This window comes from Bogoriella caseilytica (assembly GCF_003752405.1).
Classification (GTDB): domain Bacteria; phylum Actinomycetota; class Actinomycetes; order Actinomycetales; family Actinomycetaceae; genus Allobogoriella; species Allobogoriella caseilytica.
This window is the reverse complement of the sequence record NZ_RKHK01000001.1, coordinates 971,421-991,341: the sequence shown is the minus strand read 5'-3', so window position 1 is coordinate 991,341 and position 19,921 is coordinate 971,421. Positions and strand designations below refer to the sequence as shown.

Here is a 19,921-nt window from a genome sequence, read left to right as displayed (position 1 = left end):
CGGTGATCGGTGCGGGCCGGTAGAATCCGCCGGGTGACTGCCGCCCCGCACCAGGCCCTCCCGGACACGGTGGACAACGCCGCCGCCACCCCGGATGACACGCTCCCCTTCGCCGAACTCGGGCTGAAGGACAACGAGTACCAGCGCATCGTCGACATCCTCGGCCGCCGCCCCACGGCTGCCGAGTTGGCGATGTACTCCGTGATGTGGTCCGAGCACTGCTCGTACAAGTCCTCCAAGGTGCACCTCAAGCAGTTCGGGGACAAAACCACCGAGGAGATGCGCGAGCACCTCCTGGTGGGCATCGGGCAGAACGCCGGCGTGGTCGATATCGGCGACGGCTGGGCCGTGACCTTCAAGGTGGAGTCGCACAACCACCCCAGTTTCGTGGAGCCCTATCAGGGCGCGGCCACCGGCGTCGGCGGCATCGTGCGCGACATCATCGCCATGGGTGCTCGCCCGGTGGCCGTGATGGACCAGTTGCGCTTCGGTGCGGTGGACCACCCGGACACCGCCCGCGTCGTCCACGGCGTGGTGGGTGGCGTGGGCGGCTACGGCAACTGCCTGGGCCTGCCCAACATCGGCGGCGAGACCGAGTTCGACGCCTCCTACCAGGGCAACCCCCTGGTCAACGCCCTGTGCCTGGGGGTGCTGCGGCACGAGGACATCCATCTGGCCAACGCCTCAGGCGTGGGCAACAAGATCGTGCTCTTCGGCGCGCGCACCGGCGGTGATGGCATCGGTGGCGCCTCAATCCTGGCCTCGGAGACCTTCGAGGACGGCGTGCCGGCCAAGCGGCCCAGCGTGCAGGTCGGTGACCCCTTCATGGAGAAGGTGCTCATCGAGTGCTGCATGGAGCTCTACGCCGCGAACCTGGTGGAGGCGATCCAGGACCTCGGCGCCGCCGGGATCTCCTGCGCCACCTCGGAGCTGGCCTCCAACGGCGACTCCGGCATGCACGTGGACCTGGAGAACGTGCTGCTGCGTGACCCCTCGCTGACCGCGGGCGAGATCCTGATGAGTGAGTCCCAGGAACGCATGATGGCGGTGGTCACCCCCGAGAAGCTGGAGCGCTTCCTGGCGATCACCAGCAAGTGGGACGTGGAGACCGCCGTCATCGGTGAGGTCACCGGAGACGGGCGCCTGACCATCGATCACCACGGACACCGGATCGTGGACGTCGATCCCAAGACCGTGGCGCACGACGGCCCTGTCTACCAGCGCCCCTTTGCCCGGCCCGCCTGGCAGGACCAACTCAACGACGACGCCGCAGCGGCCCGCCACCTCCCGCGCGCCGCCAGCGCCGCGGAGCTACGCGACCAGGTGCTGCAGCTCGTGGGATCACCCAACCTGGCCTCGGCCTCGTGGATCACCGACCAGTACGACCGGTACGTGCAGGGCAATACCGCGCTGGCCCAGCCCGACGATGCCGGCGTGATCCGCGTGGACGAGGCCACCGGCCGCGGAGTCGCGATCGCCACCGACGCCAATGGGCGCTTCGCCAAGCTCGATCCGCGTACCGGCGCCGGCCACGCGCTGGCCGAGGCCTACCGCAACGTGGCCACCGTCGGGGCGCGTCCCCTGGCGGTCACCGACTGCCTGAACTTCGGATCCCCGGAGGACCCGGATGCGATGTGGCAGTTGGTCGAGGCCATCGGCGGCCTGGCCGACGCCTGCCAGGAGCTCGGTGTGCCGGTCACCGGAGGCAACGTCTCCCTGTACAACGGCACCGGCGAGCCCGGTCAGATCGACTCCTCCATCAACCCCACCCCGGTCGTGGGTGTGCTCGGGGTCCTCGACGACGTCGCCACGGTCACGCCGTCGGGCTGGACCGAGGACGGCCGGGAGATCTACCTGCTGGGCGTGACGGCCGAGGAACTCGACGGCAGCGAGTGGGCCCGCGGCATTCACGACCACCTGGGCGGACTGCCGCCGCGCCTGGACCTGGCCGCAGAGAAGCGCCTCGCCGAGGTTCTGGTGGGCGCGGCCGGCGACATCGCTCACGCCGCCCACGACCTGTCCACCGGCGGGCTCGCCCAGGCCGTGGTGGACATGGCACTGCGCTTCGGGATCGGCGCGCAGATCGACCTCGCTGAGGTGGGCGAGCGCGACGGGGTGAACGCCACCGCCGTGCTCTTCGCCGAGAGCGGCGCTCGAGCGTTGGTCGCCGTGCGGGACGGTCAGGGCGGGGAGCTGGTGGCTTTGGCGGCCGAGCACGGCGTCCCGATCACCCGGATCGGCGTCAGTGGGGGGGAGAGCGTGCAGATCGACGGACTGGACGGCCTCGATGCGCCCTCGTTGGACCTTCCCCTGGCCGAACTCCGCCGCAGCGCCGAGGCGACCCTCCCGCAGTACTTCGGCTAATCCCCGGCCGGCTAGGACACCTCCGGACGGGACACCCCTAGCCGGGACACCTCGGGACGGGATGGGCCGACCGTCCGACCCCCGGGGCGTCGGCCTTCTGGGGCGTGGGCTTCCTGGGGCGTGGGCTTCCTGGGGCGTGGGCTTCCTGGGGCGTGGGCTTCCTGGGGCGATTGTGCTCAGGAAACGTCGTTCTCAGCCGCCCGACGGTGTGTCATAGCGACGTCGAGTGAGCACAATCGTCTGGGGGAGCTGGGGGAGCTGGGGGAGCTGGGGGAGCTGGGGGAGCTGGCTAGTGATGGGTGCGTCGACGTAGCGCGTCTGTGAGTGCGAGGAGGAAGGCGACACTCATCGCCGTCAGGGCAACGACCATGGTCGCGCGCATGGCGGGGCCATAGCCACCGGCCAGCGCGCCGCTGCCCGCCTGCTCGAGGCGGGAGAAGAAGACCGCCGCTGCGATCGCGATACCGATGGCGGCGCCCATGCGCTGGCCCGTCTGGAGCACACCACCAGCGGAGCCACCGCGGGTGACGGGCACGTCCGCCAGGGTGAGCGCCTGGTTCGGGGAAATCACCGCCCCATTGCCCAGCCCGGCGATCGCGAGCCAGCAGGCCAGCACGAGTGCCGTCTGCGGACCATCGGTCGTGGCAGCCGTGGAGGCCACTCCGGCCATCCCGATCCCGGTCAGAGCGATGCCGGTGACCACGGTCCACCGCCCGAAGCGCTGCACCAGCCTGCCGGAGAGTGCTGCGGAGATCGCGCCCATCAGGGCGAAGCTCGTCAGGGTCAGTCCGGCCTGGAGAGCACTGAGTCCCAGGCCCTGCTGCAGGTAGAGCGTGCCGGCGAGGAACATGCCGGTGAAGCCGGCGAAGTAGGCCGCGGCCACGGCAGCACCCAGCACGAAGGAGGGGGTGCGCATCAGCTCTGAACTCACCACCGGAGATCCTCCAGCGCGCTCCAGGCGCCGCTCCCAGAGCACGAAGGCGGCGATGAGCACAGTCGCGACGCCCAGCAGCCACCACGGCACGTCGTTCGCTTCGGCATCACTGGCCGAGGCGAAAGGGAACATGATGCACAGCACTGCGGCGGCGATCAGCAGCATCCCGACGACGTCGATACGTGCCTGGGTGGCCTGGGGTGCCGTGCGGGGCAGATAGCGCAGTGCCAGGGGCACAAGAATCAGACCCAGGGGCACATTGACCAGGAAGACGGCCCGCCATCCTTCCTCGGGCCCGAAGGCGGCGATCAGCAACCCACCCACGAGCGGCCCGAGCGCTGTGGAGATACCGATGGTGGCCCCGAAGTAGCCGAAGGCCCGTCCGCGCTCCGGGCCGCGGAAGAGTTCCTGGATCAACCCGATCACCTGCGGGTTCAGCACGCCGGCGAAGACCCCCTGCAGCAGGCGCAGGCCGACGAGCACCTCGGGCGTGGGGGCGAAGCCGCAGGCGGCGGCAGCGAGCACGAAACCACTCAACCCCAACACGAACACCCAGCGCCGGGACAAGACGTCACCCAAGCGCCCAGCAGGCACGAGCACCAACCCGAAGGTGAGCCCGTAGCCGGCAACCACCCACTGCAGTTGACTCGGGCTGGGCTCAAGGGCCCGCTCGATCGAGGGCAGGGCGACATTGACGATCGAGACGTCGAGGAGTGCCATGAATCCGGCGCCGAGGCAGATGACGAAGGCGCTCCAGCGGGCGCGCGCGGGCATCTCCGCGGCGTGGGGGGCTGAGCTCACCGCTCTGGTCTACCACCTCTGCCCGGATGAGCTGGGGTCGAGATCATCGACGAGCTCAGATGCTCCCTGCCCGGGTCTCGCGCGCGGCGATGGCTACGGCCGCGGCCTCGTGTGCCGCAGCCTGAAGCGTTGCGAGTCCATATCCCTGACGCTGTGTGCTCGAGATCCCGAGGGCCACGGGGAGGCGCAGGGGGGTCGAATCGGTCTCGAAGACCCCGGAGAGGATGGCCACACGGACCGTCTCAGCCCACTGGGCCGCCTCGTCCTCGACGCTCCCCGGCAACAGGACCTCGAAGCTGCGGCCCGCTGCGCCATCGCGGCCCACGATCGCCCCGGTGGGGAGCAAGCTGATCACGGTCTCCCCGATGGCCACCAGCGCCCGGTCGGCATCCTCGCGGCCGAAGGCCGCAGCGATCTCCCGATCGCTCTCCGGCTCGAAGACCACGAGTGACAAGGGGGTACCGTCGGCTGCGAGGTCCCTCAGTAGTTCGCTGGCGCGGGAGGTGAACGAGGCGGTGGTCCGCGCGCCGGTCATCGGGTCGAAGTTCCTGCTTCCCGCCCGCGCAGCGTGCTGGTGGTCATGACGGAGCACGATCAGCGCCAGAGCGGTGACCAGCACACCCAGTGAGGCGAGGATCCCCGTGACCTGGGTGGAGGCGTAGGTGGCGAAGAAGTCGGAGTCCGGGCCGAGAAAGACGAACACGACGAGGCGCATCACGTAGTAGGCCGCCAGGAAGCCCATGATCACCGCGAAGGCAATGACCGTGCGCAGGTGGCCGCGGTCATCGCGCACCGCTTCCCAGACCAGCAGACTCAGCGCCAGGATCATTGCGCTGAGGTATCCGATCATCCCCTCCCACGGGTAGTCGTGCGGTTCGACCACGGCGGCGAACGCGGTGAGTGACACCAATCCCGCGGTCACCGGCAGCATGGCCCGACGACCCGCATGCGCTCGCAGGCCATTCCATGCCGCGCTCGGAGCAAGGACAAGGAGGCAGTTGGCCAGTAATACCAGCGGGGTGCGGGCTTCTGGCAGCAACTCCACGGGAGCCAGCAGCACGCACGCCAGCAGCGAACTGGCGAAGGCGGTGCACCACAAGCGCTCGGCGAGCGAGAGGTCCGGACCCCAGGCGTCCGCCAGGAAGAGCGCCGACGTGACAACCACCACCAGCGCACTGAACAGCAGCACGGTGAGTGGATCGAGTGCGATCACGAGACCTCCTGGGGAAGTGTGACGATGAAGGTGGAACCGGAGTCCTCCGAGCTGCGGAATGTCAACGTGCCGTGCTGCGCCTGAACGAGCCGTCGGCTGATGTGCAGCCCCAGGCCGGTGCCGGGCACTGAGCTCTGGCGTGCAGCGGAGGTGCGATAGAAGCGATCGAAGATCTGGCCCTGCTCCTCGGCGGCGATGCCGATGCCGTCGTCGGCCACCGTGAGCACAGCGTGCCCGTGCGTGGATTCGAGGGTGACCTCGACCCGTCCGCCGTCTCGGGAGTACTTCACCGCATTGGACAGCAGGTTGTCGCACACCTGGGCCAGCCGGATGCGGTCGCCGCGCACGATGCAGGGTTCAGGCGCGTCGAAATCCACGGTGATGCCCCGTTCCTTGGCGCGCAGCTGATGGGTGGCCACCGCTTCGGTGGTCACCTCCCGCAGGTCGATAGCCGTCCTGGTCACCTCGAGCTCGCCCGAGCCCGCGGTGAGGAGGTCATTGATCAGTCGTTCGAGCCGGTCGGCGTTCCGGGAGGCCACGGCCAGGTAGGAGCGCGGGAGGTTCGGTACTGACGGGTCAGTACTGGCGAGCTCGAGGTAGCCCAGGATCGAGGTCAGGGGAGTCCGGAGTTCGTGGGAGACCGCCGAGACGAACTCCTCCCGCTGGGCCAACGCGTTGTTCTCCGTGGTGACGTCCTGGTAGGCCACGACGGCGCCGCTCCGTTCACCGCCCTCGTCGTAGATCTGCGTTCCGGAGACACGCATGATGCGCGGAGTCGGGCCTGCTCCCTCCACCTCGGCGAGCTCCCGGTGGATCTCCTCACCTCTGCTGACCCGCACGACCGGGCATGACGGCGCGAGGTGGTGGCTGCGACGTGCGTGGCCCGAGCCAGGATCCTCGAGCTTTTCGGCGTAGTCACCCTGGCGCACGGACCCGCCCAGGATCTCGTTCATCCTGCGGTTCATGTGGGTTACGCGGCCCTCGGCGTTCAGGGCGATCACGCCGACGTCGATGGTGTTCAGAATGCCGCGGAGCAAGGTTTCTCGGTCATCGATGGCCTCCAGAGCTTCCTGCACCAGAGAGCTCTGCCGTGCCAGGAGTGCGCTGCGGGCGTGGGAGCGGCGTTCCAAGTACCAGGTGTAGAGACTGGTGGCGGCGAGCACCAGCGGGATGAGCAGGTGCCTGACCTCGAAGGATGCCGGTGTTGCCGGCGCGGTCCAGTTGATGAGCTCCGGCCCCCAGGCGGCCAGTGCTCCCACTCCGGTCGCGAGGATCGCGCCCGCTGCGCCGTAGGTCATCGAGAGCCACAGAGCAGGCAACACGAGCAGCACGGCAAAGGAGTTCCCGGCGATCTCCAGCAGTGCGACGACCGCCATGTCGCTGAGCGCGAGCAGGGCCGGGCACCACGATGGGAGCCGGCCCCACGGCAGGATCGCGGAGAGCCCGGTGGTCATCACTGCCAACACCATGGCGGCGAAGAAGTAGCGGTTGCCGAGCATCGACAGATCGGCAAACAAGGTGCCAAGCAGGACCGCGAAAATCACCGCACCAAAAGGAAGGTGATGCCCGAAGATCGTGACGGGACCTTGCGGCATCCCCTGGGCAGACCCGGAGAATCGGGACCGCCGTGCCCTGCGGCGCAGGGCTGCCGAGCGGCGGAAAGGCATGTCGGCACTGTAGTGCCAGTAGTGCGTAAAATCGGCGTTATGGCCGAGCAACGAAGTGCCGTCGTGATCGAGGACGAGGCGGATATTCGACGGCTGCTCGAAACGACCCTTTCCCAAGCAGGATTTGTGGTGCATTCGGCGGGCAGCGGTCGCGAGGGGATCGCCCTCGTCCGAACCATCGACCCTACCGTGACCACCTTGGATATCGCTTTGCCAGATATTGACGGGTTCGAGGTGGCCCGCCAGCTCCGTGCCTTCTCGGGGACCTACTTGGTGATGCTCACCGGCCGGGCCGAAGAAATTGACACGCTGCTCGGCTTGGAAGCTGGCGCGGATGACTACGTCACCAAGCCCTTCCGGCCGCGGGAGCTGCGGGCCCGTATCGAGGCGATGTTGCGCCGTCCGCGTGATCGCATCGCCGCTCCCGGTGCCGCCAGTAGTGGGACCGAGCTTCGCACGCCCCCGGCCGCCCTCGGTGGCGACGTCGCCGTGTCCGGTGACGTCGCCGGTCACCGGACCCTCGTGCACGGTGACCTGGTGGTGGACGTCGCTTGCCGCACCGCCGAAGTGGGCGGGGTCGTCGTCGATCTCACGCGCACGGAGTTCGAGCTGCTCGTGGCGATCCTCGAAGCCCCCCGGCGGGTTCTCACCAAGGAGGCCCTCGCGCGGCGTGCTCTGGGTGGCGATCATCTCGCCATCGGGCCCGCCGAGCGGCGTTCCGTGGAGGTCCACATCGCCAACGTGCGGCGAAAGCTCAGGGATGATCCCGCCGTGCCTCGCTATGTCGAGACGGTCCGCGGCGTCGGTTACCGGCTTGCCCGGTTGAGCTGAGCCAGCGGCATCGGGCCGGCCGGCGTCTTCGGCCGGTCGCTCATGCATGGAATCCGCGGTGCTTGCGCACGAGCTTCTTCAGCATCCCGAGAGTGAGCAGGATGGACAGGATCGCCAGTGACAGCCAGCCCCACGTGAGTAGGTCTGAGCGCACTGCGTCGGAGAGGTTCGTCCAGGTGAACCAGGCCAGCCCGCCGATGGCGCCGATTCCCAGCACCACCCAGATCCATCCGGCGCTGCCGCCGCCCGACTCGGCCTTCGCCTGCGCGGACCAGTTGTCCTTCTCGACCTTGTTCATGACCTGCCACCACGAGACGACGAAGTAGAGCCCGCGCATCCACATGTACGCCTCGGTGGGGAAGAAGAGGCCGGCAAAGAGCCAGTCCCGCCAGGTGCGGTCCTTCATGGCCGCGGTGATGCGGAGGTTGAGCGCGAGCGCCGTGATGGGTGGCACCAGCCAGATCGGGTGCGGGGCGAAGGCCGCCATGGCCAGCGAGCCCGCCAGCAGGAGCGCGAACATGATGCGGACGATGATGTTGAAGAGCATCGCGATGTTCTCGCGCCACCGCAGTCGCAGATTCGGATGGAAGGGGCGCTGCCGCATGAGCTCGATGCCGCCGGCCGTCCACTTCACCTGCTGGGCGTAGAGCGAGGCGCCGGTGGCCATGCCGCCCACGTAGGCGCGTGCCAGGGCGGAGATCTTGGTGGAGAAGCCCACGTCGCGGACCTGGAGGGAGAGGAGTGAGTCCTCGACCTCGGAGTCCGTGGTCCAGGGGTGGGACTGGTGATAGCGGCTCATCAAGGCATCCAGGGCGCGTCCACGGAACAGCGAGGCCTGCCCGCCGAGCACGGCCATGTTGCGGTTGCGCAGCAGGTTGTCCATGTTGAAACCGGCGAACTGGTTGCGCTGGGCGGAGAGCAGGAACCATGCCATCGGCCCGGAGGCCTGGTGGGCATCGATCGAGTAGATGGCCGAGATGCCGCCGATCCGGCTGTCGTCCATCATTTCCGCGCGCAGGTACTCCAGGCACCGCTGGTCGAGCCGCACGTCACCGTCAACGCCGAAGATGAAGTCGTGCTCGCGTGCCAGTTCCCAGCCCTTGTTCAACGCCCCCACCTTCTTGGCGGAGTTCTTGCCGATATCCACCACGTGGACCTCCACCACGTGCTCGGTGTCCTGGTGCAGCGTGACGTGAGAGCCCTCGTAGCGCTTGGCCTGCCAGAAGGTGTCATCGGTGGAGTTGTTCACGATCACGTAGATGGACTCGGGCGGCCGGGACTGCTCCAGCAAGGAGTCCAGGGTGCCCGCTATGGTGGCGCCCTCGTTGTAGGCCGGGATGATGCAGCCCACGGTCCCGAGCTCGGGCACCACGAGATCGCGGGTGGCCAGGGGGTAGGCCGTGGCGTGGAGGGGCGACGTGGTCAGGGCGCGTGACTCGCTCGCGAGCACGGCCGAGTCCGGGCTGCTGCTGAGCGGTGGGTGCGTGGGGGACGTCGTGCCGCCGTAGCCGGCGCGCGGCGCCTGGGCAGGCTGGCCGAGTGCTGCCACTGCGGGAGCGACGGGAACCGTGGCGGCGACCGCTGCGGCCTCGGCGGTGGTGGTCTGGCCGGCGTGCCGACCGGGCCAGGTCAGGTTGAGGGTGATGCCAGGCATGAGGGTTCTCCTTCTCGAGGACGGTGCCAAGAGAACTGTGGAGCTCGATGCTCAAGGCTTGCTCAGGAGCGGCTTAAGACCTGAGTAGTGTTTACGCAAGACTCAAGTATTGCCATGGCTACGACTTGAGTAGCGGTTGCGGGGGTGGCCATTTCCGCTGTCTCTGCGCGGGTCCGGTACCGTCGCAGGTGTGAGTACCCCCGAAGAGACCAGCGCTGCCGAGCAGGCCGCAGGCGTGAGCAGCACCGGGTCCGCACCCTCGGAGGTGCCGCTCCACGAGGCCGTCGATCGACGGACCGTACGCCGCGCGCCGCGCTACAGCACGTTCATCTTCCTCGGCGTCGTACTCGCTGCCGTGGCCGCCTTCATCCTCTCGGGTTTCCCACCGTCACAGGTGGCCATCGACCAGGGCGTCCACCTTGCCCGCGGCACCCTGTTCCTGATCTTGCTCGCCACCCTCGGCGTCGTCGGCGGCGTGCTCGGCGCCATTGTGGCCGTCGCTCTCGACCGGCTCTCCCTGCGCCGGCTCAGGCGGCGCATGCGCGAGGTGCGGCCCCCGGGAGAATGAGCACACCGCGCGAGGCGCTCCGAGAGCGTCACATCGCCAGGGAGATCTCTGGCCCTTCGACTGTGGGAAGATGAGGCAGTGGCACGCGGAGACGGACGCCTGACTCATGAGACCTTTCCCGAGGAGCGAGGACCCCAGGACGAATGTGGGGTCTTCGGCGTCTGGGCACCCGGAGAGGACGTCTCCCGGCTGACCTACTTCGGGATCTACGCCCTGCAGCATCGTGGCCAGGAGTCGGCGGGCATCGCCACCTCCAACGGCGAGCAGATCCTGATCTACAAGGACATGGGTCTGGTGTCCCAGGTCTTCGATGATCGCGCCCTGGAGTCGCTGCGCGGGCACATCGCGGTCGGTCACACGCGATACTCCACCACCGGATCCTCCGAGTGGATCAACGCGCAACCCACCCTGGGGCCCACGGCCGCGGGCACCGTGGCGCTGGCCCACAACGGGAACCTGACCAACACGGCCGATCTTGTGGCCTGGGTCCGGGAGATCTCCGGCCAGGATCTCACTGGAGAGATGGGGCGCGGTTCCTCCTCCGACACCGCCGTGGTCACCGCGCTGCTGGGAGCGATCGGTGGTGAGGACGAGCCCCTGGAAGACCTCGCCATGCGGCTCTTCCCCCACCTGGAGGGGGCCTTCTCCCTGGTGTTCATGGACGAGGGCTCGCTCTATGCCGCTCGGGACCGGCATGGGATCCGGCCGCTCGTCCTGGGCCGCCTCGAGAAAGGCTGGGTGGTGGCTTCGGAGACTGCCGCTCTCGACATCGTCGGCGCCACCTACGTCCGTGAGGTCGAGCCCGGCGAGATGATCGTCATCGATGCCGCAGGCATGCGCTCCCATCGCTTCGCCGAGGCGACGCCGCGCGGCTGCGTCTTCGAGTACGTCTACCTGGCCCGGCCTGACACCAAGATCGCGGATGTTCCGGTCAATGCCGCACGGACCGAGATGGGCCGGGTGCTGGCACGCGAGGCCCCCGCCGAGGCTGATCTGGTGATCCCCACCCCAGAATCCGGCACGCCCGCGGCGATCGGGTACGCCCAGGAATCCGGTATCCCCTTCGCTCAGGGTTTGGTGAAGAACTCCTACGTGGGGCGGACCTTCATCCAGCCCACCGACACCATCCGCCAGCTCGGTATCCGGCTCAAGCTCAATCCGCTGCGCGAGGTCATCGCCGGTCAGCGACTGGTGGTCATCGACGACTCCATCGTGCGGGGCAACACCCAGCGCGCGCTGGTGCGCATGCTGCGCGAGGCCGGCGCGGCCGAGGTGCACGTGCGGATCTCCTCGCCGCCGGTGCAGTGGCCCTGCTTCTACGGCATCGACTTCGCCACGCGCGCCGAGCTCCTGGCGAACGGCATGAGCGTCGAGGAGATCCGGGACAACCTGGGAGCGGACTCGCTGAGCTATATCTCGGTGGAGGGCATGGTCGCCGCCACCACGGTGCCCGAGGACCGCCTGTGCACCGCGTGCTTCACCGGGAACTACCCGATCCCCAGGGAGCGTGTGCAAGCCGACCCGACCAGTGCGCACCCCGCGCCGGCCCAGATCCCGCCGCCAGCCCTGACCGCGACCGGATCGGAAGCCCGCCGATGAGTGATACCACGCCGCCGCAGGCCTCGAGCAGCCCCGTGACCTACTCCTCGGCCGGGGTGGACACCGAGGCCGGTGACAAGGCCGTTGAGCTGATGAAGGAGGCCGTGCGGGCCACGCACGGCACACTCGTCGTCGGAGGTGTCGGCGGATTCGCCGGCATGGTCGATGTCTCGGCGTTGAAGGACTACCGACGGCCCCTGCTGGCCACATCCACCGATGGCGTCGGCACCAAGGTCGCCATCGCCCAAGCCCTCGACATCCACCACACCATCGGCCAGGACCTGGTCGGCATGGTGGTGGACGACATTGTCGTCGTCGGAGCGAAGCCGCTGCTGATGACCGACTACATCGCCACCGGCAAGGTGGTGCCCGAGCGCATTGCCGACATCGTGCGCGGCATCGCTGAGGCCTGCGCCGCCATCGGGGTTCCGCTGCTCGGCGGGGAGACGGCGGAGCATCCCGGCCTTCTCGAGGCCGGTGAGTACGACGTCGCCGGCGCTGCCACCGGTGTGGTCGAGGCCGACGCCGTCCTCGGGGCCGATCGGGTGCGCGAGGGCGATGTCGCCATCGCCATGGCCTCCTCCGGGCTCCACTCCAATGGCTATTCCCTGGTGCGGCGGGTGCTGGAGGTCGCCGGTCTCGGCCTCGACGCGCACGTGGCGGAACTGGGACGCACCGTGGGAGAGGAACTGCTCGAGCCCACCCGCCTCTACACCACGGTGTGCTTGGACCTGATTGCCGAGCTGGATGTTCACGCCTTCACCCACGTCACGGGCGGCGGCCTGGCCGCGAACCTCGCGCGCGTGCTGCCCGCCGGCTTGGTGGCCACGGTCGACCGTGGTTCGTGGACAGTGCCACCGGTGTTCGACCTGGTGCGCCGGCTCGGGGCCGTGCCCTGGCACGACGTGGAGAACACCCTGAATCTTGGCGTCGGCATGGTGGCCCTGGTGCCGGCCGATCAGGCCGACGCAGCCATGGCCACGGTTCGCGCGTGCGGCATGGACTCATGGGTGCTGGGCGCGGTGCGCGCCGACACCGGTGAACTCGCCGCAGACGCCGACCGTGATCTGGTGCGCGGCACCAAAGGTGTGCACGCCGGCGCGGTCGAACTCACCGGGCGCTACCGGATCTGATCGCCGGGCCTGGGACTCACCGGATCCGCGACCATGCCCAGGCGGGCCTGCGACCACGCTGCGACCACGCGAGGAACTGGGTTCAGCGCCAGTCGTCGTCGTCGGTGGCCGGAGGGATCTCTACCGCAGCAGGCTCATAGTCCTCGAGCGGGCGAGGCCCGCCTCCGGACGCCAACTCGCGCTCCAGCGCCTGGAGATCTGTCTCCGGCGTGGAGTACTTAAGCTTCCGAGCGACCTTAGTCTGCTTGGCCTTCTGACGGCCGCGCCCCATGGCGTCGACCCCCTCCAACTAGAACCGGGGCGGGCACCTTGCGGCGCGGCCCCGTATGTGGTCAATGTGTGTCGTGGTTCCACCGTACAACGTCTGCGGCTACCGGAGCTATCCGACGCCCCATGACAGACGTCTCAGCCCCTGAACCAGCTTCTCAGAAACAGCACGTCCGAACGGTTGATTTCAGCGGCGGGCGGACAGGACGGCCAGGGCGATCCCCCCGCCGATGAGAGCGAGGCCACCGGCGACGACGGCGATGGGGCCGGGCTTGCCAGCCTTGAGGTCGTCGGTGAAGTGTTTGGCTTTGAGTTGCGCGGAAGCCTTCGCCTTGGCCACCTGCACCTTGGGGTTGACGCGATCACTGGCCTCGTCCACGGTCGCCGTCATCTCGAGCCGGGCGCGAAGGATCCGCGCCTTGAGTTCATCGATGGAGGGCTGGGAGTTCTTTGTCTTCGCGCTCACTGCAGTCCCTTCTTCACGGCCTCGACGTCGTCCTTCAGGTCCTCTTGGAGCGTGATCTCGTACTGCTTGGAGGCCTTCAGCTGGGCTCGCCCGATCAGGGCGAGTACCCCGATGATGAGCAGCAGGACGCCCGCCACGATGAGCGCAGAGGCCCACGCGGGTAGCCAGATCGCCAGGACGAGGATGGCTGCGGCGAGCAGGACGCCGAGCAGGTACAGCGCGAGGACGCCGGCTCCGGCGAAGAGTCCGATGCCCATTCCCATGCGCTGGCCCTTGGCCTTGGCCTGGGCGATCGCCAGTGCGATCTCGGCCTTGATCAGGTTGGTCACCTGGGCGGAGAGGTCGGAAAGAAGTTCACCGAAGGTGCGCTCGCGTTGCGGGGGCGGGGAGCCCTGGGGCGAGGTGGTCACGGCGTTTCCTCCTTGCGTCGGTCCAGGCACGGTCAAGCGCCCGTGAGGTCTCTAGCCTGCCACTTCTCGCGCAGAACGCTAACCCGAGTCGTGATGCGCTGCCGCTGGAGCCGGGTCGCGGACCTGACCCTGCGTCTCCGTCGGGAGAATGTCGAACGCCCCAGGTCCGAAGAACCTGGGGCGTGATGGTGGCTCCGGCCGGGGTCGAACCGGCGACCTTTCGATTTTCAGTCGAACGCTCTACCAACTGAGCTACAGAGCCGTGACACAGACGCCCGGTCATATCCGAATGACCGGGCGACTGCATACCGCGACCCTGACGGGACTTGAACCCGCGACCTCCGCCGTGACAGGGCGGCGCGCTGACCAACTGCGCTACAGGGCCTTGCTGTGCTCCACATTCTCTCACGACGAACCGTGTGAGTCTGCCGGAGCAGTACCCCCAACGGGATTCGAACCCGTGCTACCGGCGTGAAAGGCCGGGGTCCTAGGCCGCTAGACGATGGGGGCCGGTGAAGGACGCCCGCGACGCCGGAGCGCCCCAGAACCTCAGTCAGCATACGGCCTCAGCGCGCCGCTGGGCAAAGCCGGATCCTGTGCGCCTTGTCACGCCAGCCTCGCGCGGTCACGCCCTCGGCTGCTGCTAGTGGGCCTCGGTGGAATCGCTCGGGTGAGGCACCATGGAGGCATGGTGGAGATGACGCGCGAGGAGTTCGAGGACGCCGTCTCCGAAGGGCTCGATCTGGTCCCCGAGGAGCTCACCGCCCGGATGGACAACGTGGTGGTCCTCGTCGAGGACGAGCCCACGGCGGAGCAGCTCGATGGCGCGGACCCGGCCCATGGCCTGCTCGGCATCTACGAGGGCACCCCGCTGACCGAGCGGGACTCCTGGTGGGAGGCGGGATCGCTGCCCGATCGGATCACGATCTTCCGTGGCCCGACCCTGCGCATGTGTCAGACGCCGCAGGAGGTCGTGGAGGAGGTCGCGGTCACCGTGGTGCACGAGATCGCGCACCACTTCGGCATCGACGATCAACGGCTCCACGACCTTGGCTGGGCCTGACCGACGAAGCATCGCGTCGCCGCCGCTTCGCCCGTAAGGTCGACTTCCATGGAAGATGGTGGTGTAGAGCAGACGGTGGAGGCGACCTTCGAACTCGCCTCCATTCTCTTGTGGACGGGCCTCGGCCTGGCCATCGGCATCGTGGGGGTGACCGTCATCCTGGCGGTGGCCCGCGTCGTCGGGCGACGTCGGCGGCCTATCGAGTTCATCGAACGACGGTTGCGCACATCGCTGCTGGTGATGGGTGCACTGGTCTGCGGCTGGATCGGCTTCGTGGCTGGAACGCCGCAGACCCTGGATGAGGACCAGCCCGGCTGGCGCGGGATCGCACAGCACGGCGTGGTCATCCTCATGATTCTGGTGGCCGTCTGGATCGCCACCTCGCTGGTGCGGGCCGGCGAGGACATCGTGCTGAACCGGCCTGGCCAGGACCTCGAGTCGCGTCACGGGCGCCGCGTTGTGACGCAGGCGCAGATTCTGCGCCGGCTGGTTGTAGCGGTCATCGTGATCATCGGTTTCGCCTCGGCACTGTTCACCTTCCCCGAGGCGCGCACCGCCGGCGCCTCGCTGCTGGCGTCAGCGGGCATCGCCTCGGTGGTGGCCGGGCTGGCGGCACAGTCCACACTGGGCTCGGTCTTTGCCGGCCTGCAGATCGCGATGACGGACTCCCTACGCGTGGGCGACGCGGTCTTCGTCGAGGGCGAGTTCGGATTGGTGGAGGAACTCACCCTGACCTATGTGGTGGTCCATGTCTGGGATGGCCGGCGCATCGTCATGCCGTCCACCTACTTCACCACCACGCCCTTCGAGAACTGGACGCGGCGGAGCTCCGAGATGCTCGACTCGGTCGAGTTCGACCTCGACTGGCGTGTGCCGATCGACGCGATGCGCGCCGAGATGGACCGGCTGCTGGAGAGCAAGGCGGGCGACCTGTGGGATGAGCGGGTAGGCCTGTTCCAGGTCCTCGAGGCCACCGGCGGCATGGTGCGCGTGCGCGCGCTGGTCTCAGCCAAGGACGCCCCCACGCTGGTCGATCTGCGGTACTTCCTCCGCGAGGAACTGGTGAAGTGGGTCAAGCGCGAGGCGCCGCATTCACTGCCGCGCACCCGCATCGAAGGAGAGTTCGCCGACGTGGAGAGTCTGCGTGGTGTCACCGACGAGCAGGCATTCGACTCACGGCCGGTGCGCCCCATGGGAGGAAGAGGGGCCGTCAAGCGACCCCCGCGCCCGACCGCCCAGGAGGAGACACGCGTCCTCGGGCCGGAAGAGATGTTCGCTGAGCCCTCGGCGCTGTACACCGGCAGCGCCGAGAACGAACGTCGCGCGGAGAACTTCACCGGCCCGGATGACGAGGCGCAGGCCGAACGCGAGGAAGAAGCCGAACGGCGCGCCACGGAGTCGGTCTTCGAGGACGCCTATGACAGGCCCCAGGCGAGCAGCACCCGCATCGGGCTCACAGACCAGCCCAACGACGGCGAGACTCAGACCATCCCCGCCGTCGAGCCGCGCACTGCCGAGGAGCGCGGCGAGGGCACCGGGAAGCCCACCGCCTGAGCTTTCGCCCACTCGGGAGCCCGGCCGAGGCGGGCGAGTGGCGCGGATGGCCCCATCAGGAGCACTATGGCGGCATGAGGACTTCGCAGTCATCGACCAAGGTCGTCAAGACCGAGCAGGAATGGGCACAGCTCCTGAACCCCATGGAGTTCCAGGTACTGCGTCAGGCAGGAACCGAGCGCCCCTTCACCGGGGAACTGCTCGAGGAGAACCGAGAGGGCGTTTATCGCTGCCGGGCGTGCTCTGCTGAGCTCTTCCGCTCAGCGACCAAGTTCGATTCGCACTGCGGCTGGCCGTCGTTCTTCGCCCCCCAGGATTCTGAGGCGGTCACCCTGATCGAGGATCGCTCACACGGCATGCTCCGCACCGAAGTGCGCTGCGCGCGGTGCGACTCCCACCTGGGCCACATCTTCCCCGATGCGCCGCAGACACCCACCGGCGACCGCTACTGCATGAACTCGGTGGCCCTGAGCTTCGAGCCAGCTCAAGACTGAACCTGCGCGAATGACCGAGGTCCTCGCTGGCTTCGTCGGCCTCGGGGTCGTGGTCGCCATCGGCTATGCCCTGGCGCGCTGGGAGGCACTGCCCTCCGGTGCGGACGTCACGCTGGCGCGGCTGACCTTCTACGCTGCCACGCCCGCGCTGCTCTTCCGCACGATGGCCTCGGCCGATGTGGCCGAGATCTTCTCCGAACGAGCCGTTGTCTCGGTCTCCACGGCGCTCCTCCTGCTGGTGCTGTACTGCGTGGGGGCGCGGCTGTTCAGTTCGCTGCGCGGGGCAGAACTCACGCTCGGCGCCCTCTCAGCCAGCTATGTGAACGCGGGAAACCTGGGCATCCCGCTGCTGGTGGTCGCGGTCGGGCATGCGGCCGACATCGCCCCGATCGTGCTGCTCCAGCTGCTGGTCATGGTCCCGGTGGGCTTTGCGGTCCTGGACCGGCAGACCGGACGCTCGGTGATGTCGATCGGCAAGATCCTGCTCACCCCGCTCCGGAATCCGTTGGTGATCGCGGTGGCGCTCGGTCTCCTGGTCACCGCTGCGGGCGTCCGGCTACCGGCTCCGGTGATGTCACCGGTTCACCTGCTCGCTGACATGGCGGTGCCGATCATGCTGATCGCCTTCGGCTTCTCGCTGCGCGGAGCGCCGCTCCCGGGTCAGGGCGAGGTGCGGGCGCCCATGTGGGCCGCCGTCGCAGCGCGCGGAGTGGGGGCACCGCTCATCGCCTGGACCATCGGCACCCAGATCTTCGACCTCGCCGGTGCGGAACTCCTCGGCCCCGTGGTCGTGGCTTCGCTGCCCACGGCGCAGAACGTCTTCGTGTACGCGATGCGTTACGGGAGGGCCGTGCCCATGGTGCGCGACACCATCTTGGTGAGCACTCTCGTCTCGGTTCCCGTGGTGATGACGCTCGTCGCGGTCATCGGCACCTAGCGGCCTCCGCCACCCCCACCTCCGGCGCCGCCCCCGGAGGATCCGCCGCTGAAGCCGGAGCCACCCGAGCCGCCCGGTGTCGAGGTGAGACTCCTGCCCGCAGCCGTGTTGAACCCGGACAGGCTCCGGCCGAGCTGGCCCAGGCCTGGCTGATTGCCGGTGTGGTGACTGCCGACGTACCAGGCAGTGTTCGCACGGTAGCGACCCTCGGCTTGCAGCTGGTCGAAGATCCCCGACCATCGCTCGGCCTCGCCGTAGATCATGGCGTAGGGCAGGTACCGCGAGAAGACGTCGATGCCTTCCTCGAAGCGGATCTGTTCGGCCTCGGCGGTGGCGATGTAGAGCTGGAACCCGCGGGATTGCTCGTACAGTGCCCGGCCGGCGGCGGAACGCGGCTTGGTCCACGTGACGGTCGACTGGCGGAGGAAGGCCCAGAGGAGGGCGGCCCCGGTGACCAGGGCGGCGAGCCGTACTGCTGAGGGAGGAAGTGCGCCGAAGCCCTCGCTCGTGGCCACGATGCCCGCAACGAGCATGACCACGGTGGGCAGGGTGATCCCGCTCCTGGGCGTGACGTCAGGCTGCTCGGGCCGCACCCGCGCAAAGAGCCCGCGCCGCATCACCCCGCGGCGAGAAGCCTTCCCGAAGGCCCGTGCGTGGCTGGCAAACGAGTTCTTCAGAGCCTTGAGCCGGACCTCAGGTCCTGTGGCGAAGAGGGCCCGTAGCAGCTGTTGCTCGTGTTCGCGTAGTTCCCCGGAGCGCTCACGGGCGTTCGAGGCGAGCTGCAGCGACCAGTCCTGGGGTTCGCCGCGGCGGGAGTGCGCGGCCTCCGAGATCCGGAGGAATCCGCGCACCGCCAGATCCACCACAGTGGCCGACAGGTGCTGGGGGGCTGGCTTTCTGTCCACCAGGAAGCCCAGTTCCGCGGGCGAGAGCCCCGGTGGCGGTGTGAAGGCGACCGTCGCGGTGGGCTCTCGCGTGAGCGGAGCCACCGGGAACGTCTCTGCCTCCTGCGCCGGGGGGAAGCTGCCGGGCGGCAGGCCCACGAAATGGAGGTCGCGTCCGGTGCGGCGCCGGCGCACCAGGTCGGCCACGATGGCGCCGACGGCCAGAACCACCAACCCGGGCCAGTAACGCACCAGCGGATCGGTGACCCGGGCGATCAGCCCTGAGACCCCCGGCCCTCCGGGTGTCGAGGTCTCGTCGGGCTCGAGCATGATCTCCGCGCCGGGCACGGAGCCCTCGGGGAAGGCGACGCTGATGGTCAGCCCCTCGCCGGGGGCGAGATCGGCGGCGGAGAACTCAGCAGTGTTCGCGTTCGCTCCGGATGACTCGCACGACGTCGTCGATCCGAACGGCCCCTCCCAGCACAGCAGGTCCTCGACCGGCGCCGGCCCGGTGACGGTCACGTCGACCTGGTCGATCCTGACCTCCCAGTCGTGGCCGGTCACGTTCCAGTAGAGCTCGTCCTGATCGGGTACGTCCGGCTCGTCGCGGATGGGATTGACCAGGCCATCGATGGTGTAGCTCAGAACGTAGGTCTGCATGCCGCTGCGAGTGTCATCCGATCCGTCCGGTGCGCCGATGGCGAGCTGCAGGAACTGCCCGTCTTCCTCCACCCAGACCTCGGCCGGTGCGCCGGAGGGGCTGGAGACCTCGTAGTCGGAGACCTCCATCACGCGCATCATGTCGTCGTCGTGCTCCCAGGCCATCCACTGCTCGATACTGCGGAACAGGCCCAGGCCATCGCGGGAACCGAAATCCCACTCCAGGGTCTCGGTGACCCGGATGGAACCATCGGCCGCGAGTACCGCCTCGATGCTCAGGCTACGCAGGACGTCGTCCGACGGATTGGCCGCAGCCGGGAATGCAGCAATGGCGGTGGTGCCCAGCGCGATGATGCCGGCGGCCGAGGCTCGAGCGAAAGTCATGGATGTCCCCCTCATGCGGATTACCGTAGCCGGAGAAA

The 19,921-nt window shown here is 68.4% G+C and carries 17 protein-coding genes and 3 tRNA genes; 9 read left to right on the top strand and 11 right to left on the bottom strand.

All coding sequences use genetic code 11. The features are described from left to right. Positions 1-24: 24 nt before the first annotated feature. Positions 25-2,364 carry a phosphoribosylformylglycinamidine synthase subunit PurL gene (purL, locus tag EDD31_RS04475; RefSeq protein WP_425453720.1) on the top strand — a complete coding sequence of 780 codons (2,340 nt, stop codon included), beginning with the start codon at positions 25-27 and terminating at the stop codon, positions 2,362-2,364. Between the two features lie 289 nt (positions 2,365-2,653). Here the strand turns inward: purL and EDD31_RS04470 are convergent, their stop codons facing one another. From EDD31_RS04470 to EDD31_RS04460, 3 genes are read right to left on the bottom strand one after another with little or no spacing between them, the layout of a single operon-like run. After that, a complete protein-coding gene (locus EDD31_RS04470; RefSeq protein WP_245990888.1) occupies positions 2,654-4,099 on the bottom strand; it encodes an MFS transporter in 1,446 nt (481 codons plus the stop codon). Positions 4,100-4,154: 55 nt separating this feature from the next. After that, positions 4,155-5,312: a GGDEF domain-containing protein gene (locus EDD31_RS04465; protein WP_123303094.1), complete on the bottom strand. Its 1,158-nt coding sequence runs from the start codon at positions 5,310-5,312 to the stop codon at positions 4,155-4,157. Further along, positions 5,309-6,979 carry a sensor histidine kinase gene (locus EDD31_RS04460; protein WP_170163186.1) on the bottom strand — a complete coding sequence of 557 codons (1,671 nt, stop codon included), beginning with the start codon at positions 6,977-6,979 and terminating at the stop codon, positions 5,309-5,311. The genes EDD31_RS04465 and EDD31_RS04460 overlap by 4 nt, the downstream gene beginning before the upstream one ends. A gap of 39 nt (positions 6,980-7,018) precedes the next feature. Between EDD31_RS04460 and EDD31_RS04455 the strand changes: the two genes are divergently transcribed. Further along, complete coding sequence (locus EDD31_RS04455; protein ID WP_123303092.1) at positions 7,019-7,810, top strand: response regulator transcription factor; 792 nt, start codon at positions 7,019-7,021, stop codon at positions 7,808-7,810. A 40-nt stretch (positions 7,811-7,850) separates the two neighbouring features. Here EDD31_RS04455 and EDD31_RS04450 read toward each other — a convergent pair whose 3' ends face one another. After that, positions 7,851-9,464: a glycosyltransferase family 2 protein gene (locus EDD31_RS04450; RefSeq protein WP_123303091.1), complete on the bottom strand. Its 1,614-nt coding sequence runs from the start codon at positions 9,462-9,464 to the stop codon at positions 7,851-7,853. Between the two features lie 190 nt (positions 9,465-9,654). Between EDD31_RS04450 and EDD31_RS04445 the strand changes: the two genes are divergently transcribed. From EDD31_RS04445 to purM, 3 genes are all read left to right on the top strand, one after another. After that, positions 9,655-10,032: a hypothetical protein gene (locus tag EDD31_RS04445; protein WP_123303090.1), complete on the top strand. Its 378-nt coding sequence runs from the start codon at positions 9,655-9,657 to the stop codon at positions 10,030-10,032. A 78-nt stretch (positions 10,033-10,110) separates the two neighbouring features. Further along, positions 10,111-11,631: an amidophosphoribosyltransferase gene (gene purF / locus EDD31_RS04440; RefSeq protein ID WP_123303089.1), complete on the top strand. Its 1,521-nt coding sequence runs from the start codon at positions 10,111-10,113 to the stop codon at positions 11,629-11,631. Continuing rightward, positions 11,628-12,764 carry a phosphoribosylformylglycinamidine cyclo-ligase gene (gene purM, locus EDD31_RS04435; RefSeq protein ID WP_123303088.1) on the top strand — a complete coding sequence of 379 codons (1,137 nt, stop codon included), beginning with the start codon at positions 11,628-11,630 and terminating at the stop codon, positions 12,762-12,764. The genes purF and purM overlap by 4 nt, the downstream gene beginning before the upstream one ends. 82 nt (positions 12,765-12,846) lie before the next feature. Here the strand turns inward: purM and EDD31_RS04430 are convergent, their stop codons facing one another. From EDD31_RS04430 to EDD31_RS04405, 6 genes are all read right to left on the bottom strand, one after another. Next, entirely contained in the window at positions 12,847-13,035 is a 189-nt protein-coding gene (locus tag EDD31_RS04430; protein ID WP_123303087.1) for a DUF3073 domain-containing protein, read from the bottom strand. A gap of 183 nt (positions 13,036-13,218) precedes the next feature. Next, positions 13,219-13,497, bottom strand: a complete 279-nt coding sequence (locus EDD31_RS04425) for a DUF3618 domain-containing protein (RefSeq protein ID WP_123303086.1) — start codon at positions 13,495-13,497, stop codon at positions 13,219-13,221. Continuing rightward, complete coding sequence (locus tag EDD31_RS04420) at positions 13,494-13,907, bottom strand: phage holin family protein (protein WP_123303085.1); 414 nt, start codon at positions 13,905-13,907, stop codon at positions 13,494-13,496. Before EDD31_RS04420 ends, EDD31_RS04425 begins: the two co-directional genes overlap by 4 nt. Positions 13,908-14,093: 186 nt before the next feature. Further along, positions 14,094-14,169: transfer RNA gene (locus tag EDD31_RS04415), tRNA-Phe, on the bottom strand. Positions 14,170-14,218: 49 nt separating this feature from the next. After that, positions 14,219-14,292, bottom strand: a tRNA-Asp gene (locus EDD31_RS04410). Between the two features lie 52 nt (positions 14,293-14,344). Next, positions 14,345-14,417: transfer RNA gene (locus tag EDD31_RS04405), tRNA-Glu, on the bottom strand. A 178-nt stretch (positions 14,418-14,595) separates the two neighbouring features. Between EDD31_RS04405 and EDD31_RS04400 the strand changes: the two genes are divergently transcribed. The 4 genes from EDD31_RS04400 to EDD31_RS04385 all read left to right on the top strand — a co-directional run bounded on the left by EDD31_RS04400 (position 14,596) and on the right by EDD31_RS04385 (position 17,955). Beyond that, on the top strand, positions 14,596-14,970 hold the full coding sequence (locus tag EDD31_RS04400; protein ID WP_123303084.1) for a metallopeptidase family protein: 375 nt from the start codon (positions 14,596-14,598) through the stop codon (positions 14,968-14,970). 48 nt (positions 14,971-15,018) lie between these two features. Then, positions 15,019-16,524 (top strand): mechanosensitive ion channel family protein, encoded by a 1,506-nt coding sequence (locus EDD31_RS04395; RefSeq protein WP_123303083.1) that lies wholly within the window; start codon positions 15,019-15,021, stop codon positions 16,522-16,524. A 74-nt stretch (positions 16,525-16,598) separates the two neighbouring features. Beyond that, on the top strand, positions 16,599-17,018 hold the full coding sequence (msrB, locus tag EDD31_RS04390) for a peptide-methionine (R)-S-oxide reductase MsrB (RefSeq protein ID WP_123303082.1): 420 nt from the start codon (positions 16,599-16,601) through the stop codon (positions 17,016-17,018). A gap of 10 nt (positions 17,019-17,028) precedes the next feature. Continuing rightward, positions 17,029-17,955 carry an AEC family transporter gene (locus EDD31_RS04385; protein WP_123303081.1) on the top strand — a complete coding sequence of 309 codons (927 nt, stop codon included), beginning with the start codon at positions 17,029-17,031 and terminating at the stop codon, positions 17,953-17,955. Here the strand turns inward: EDD31_RS04385 and EDD31_RS04380 are convergent. Then, on the bottom strand, positions 17,952-19,883 hold the full coding sequence (locus EDD31_RS04380) for a DUF2207 domain-containing protein (protein WP_170163185.1): 1,932 nt from the start codon (positions 19,881-19,883) through the stop codon (positions 17,952-17,954). The two genes, EDD31_RS04385 and EDD31_RS04380, sit on opposite strands and share 4 nt — an antisense overlap. Positions 19,884-19,921 lie beyond the last annotated feature (38 nt).